Source organism: Tropicibacter alexandrii (genome assembly GCF_003667315.2).
In the GTDB taxonomy this organism is placed as follows: Bacteria; Pseudomonadota; Alphaproteobacteria; order Rhodobacterales; family Rhodobacteraceae; genus Tropicibacter; species Tropicibacter alexandrii.
The window spans coordinates 1-2,542 of the sequence record NZ_RCTZ02000050.1 but is presented as its reverse complement, the minus strand read 5'-3'; the positions used below and the strand labels follow the sequence as shown (position 1 = coordinate 2,542).

Annotated in this window: 2 protein-coding genes; both read left to right on the top strand. The window is 57.9% G+C overall.

All coding sequences use genetic code 11. From position 1 onward, the window contains the following. Nucleotides 1-118 precede the first annotated feature (118 nt). Entirely contained in the window at nucleotides 119-1,609 is a 1,491-nt protein-coding gene (gene istA, locus D8Z78_RS24285; RefSeq protein WP_064224202.1) for an IS21 family transposase, read from the top strand. After that, complete coding sequence (gene istB, locus D8Z78_RS24280) at nucleotides 1,606-2,370, top strand: IS21-like element helper ATPase IstB (RefSeq protein ID WP_064224188.1); 765 nt, start codon at nucleotides 1,606-1,608, stop codon at nucleotides 2,368-2,370. The genes istA and istB overlap by 4 nt, the downstream gene beginning before the upstream one ends. Nucleotides 2,371-2,542 lie beyond the last annotated feature (172 nt).

Genomic DNA, 2,542 nt, shown 5'->3' with positions numbered 1-2,542 from the left:
TGAGAACGTCAGTGCAAAAGTGAGCCACGGAAGTGGCGGGATAGTCTTGCTGCGGGCAGAGTAAAACTTTGCCACTTTGGCCCTTTCTGTTTTCAGGGAGGGCGGGGGTATTTTCAGCGTGGAACTTTACAGGAAGGTGCGCCTCGCGCGTCGTGGGGGCATGAGTGAACGTGCGGCAGCGAGCCATTTCGGGATATCGCGTGCGAGCGTGAAGAAGATGATGATGTTCTCGGTCCCGCCCGGCTACCAGCGCACGGCGGATATCAAGCGGCCCAAGCTCGATGGTTTCACGGGCTTCATTGATCAATGGCTGCAAGACGATCTGAAGCGTCCCCGCAAACAGCGCCACACCGCCAAGCGCATCTTTGAACGGCTGCGCGACGAGCACCAGTTTCAAGGCGGTTACACGACGGTAAAGAACTATGTCCGCGAACATGGGCGGCGCAGTCGGGAGATGTTTGTGCCGTTGGCACACGCCCCTGGCAACGCCCAGGCGGATTTCGGCGAAGCTATGGTTGTGATCGGCGGGGTGGAGCAAAAGGCGCATTTCTTTGCGCTGGATCTACCATTCAGTGATGCCTGCTTTGTGCGGGCCTATCCAGCAGCAGTCTCCGAGGCCTGGGTCGATGGCCATGTCCACGCCTTTGCCTTCTTTGGCCGTGTCCCGCTGTCGGTTCTCTACGACAACGACCGATGCCTTGTTGCGAAGATCCTGCCGGACGGATCGCGCAAGCGGACCAAACTGTTTAGCGGGCTGCTGTCACATTACTTCATCCATGATCGTTATGGCCGTCCCGGCAAGGGCAACGATAAAGGCGCCGTCGAGGGTCTTGTCGGATATGCACGGCGCAACTTCATGGTGCCCATCCCTCAGTTTGCGACATGGGAGGCGTTCAATCTTTGGCTGGAAGATAAATGCCGCAAGCGCCAAGCGGATGTCTTGCGCGGGCATAGCGACAACATCGGGCAACGTCTGGCCCGCGATCTTGATGCAATGATGGACCTGCCAGCGTCTCCATTTGATGCTTGTGACCAGGCCAGCGGCCAGGTGAACGCACAATCCCTGGTGCGCTACAAAACCAATGATTACTCGGTGCCGGTTGCCTATGGCCACCGTGACGTCTGGATCCGGGGCTATGTCGATCAGGTTGTCATCGGCTGTGGTGGTGATGTGATTGCGCGCCACCCCCGGTGCTGGGACCGCGAAGACATGGTCTTTGATCCTGTCCACTATCTGCCGCTGCTGGAGCAAAAGACAGGGGCTCTGGATCAGGCTGCCCCATTGGTGGCATGGGAACTGCCAGAGGAATTTGCGACCCTGCGCCGCCTGATGGAAGCCCGGATGATCAAGGCCGGTCGGCGCGAGTATGTGCAGGTCTTGCGGTTGCTGGAAACGTTCGAGATGGCCGACCTGAATGTCGCCGTCAAAAATGCGCTGCGTATGGGGACGATTGGGTTTGACGCCATCAAGCATCTTGTCTTGTGCCAGGTCGAGAAACGGCCACCCAAACTGGATCTGGATGTCTATCCGTATCTGCCAAAGGCCAATGTTGGCACGACGTCAGCGGCCAGCTACATGTCGCTGATGAAGCGGGGGAAAGCGGCATGACACAAGCGCCGCAAATTCTACTGGACCATCGGCTCAAATCTCTCCGCTTGCCAACGGTGCTGCGGGAATATGGCAAGCTGGCCCGCCAATGCGCCACAGAGGGACATGACCATGTTCAGTTCCTCGCACGTTTGGTCGAATTGGAAATGATCGACCGTGAAAGGCGGATGATCGAACGACGCATCAAGGCGGCCAAGTTCCCGGCCGTCAAAAGCCTGGACAGCTTCGAGTTCAAGGCGATCCCGGCTTTGAACAAGATGCAGGTGCTGGAGCTGGCGCGTTGCGAATGGATTGACCGGCGTGAGAATGTTATCGCACTCGGCCCCTCAGGCACTGGCAAGACTCATGTCGCCTTGGGCCTTGGTCTGTCGGCATGCCAGAAAGGCTTGGCTGTTGGTTTTGTCACCGCCGCAGCGCTGGTCCATGAACTGATGGAAGCGCGTGATGAACGCAGGCTCCTGCGGCTTCAAAAGCAGATGGTGGGTTACAGGCTGCTGATCATCGACGAACTGGGCTTTGTGCCGCTGAGCAAAACCGGGGCTGAGCTGTTGTTCGAGCTGATCTCCCAACGTTACGAGCGCGGCTCCACGCTGATTACTAGCAATCTACCATTCGATGAATGGACTGAGACCTTTGGATCAGAACGCTTGACCGGCGCACTGCTCGACCGCCTGACCCACCACGTCAACATCCTTGAGATGAATGGCGAAAGTTACCGCCTTGGACAAAGCAAGGCGCGGCAGGCCGCCCGCGAAACCTAAACCACAATCAGCACCAATTGGCCCTGACGGGCCAAAGCATCCGGGCAACCTCCAGCTAAATGACAAGCGCGGTTGCCCGGATGCTAGCGCGTGACCGCACACTCATCACGCCACCTTCAAAGTGGCAACATTTTGCGCTGCCCTTTGGTCCAATTTTGCTCTGCCGTTGACA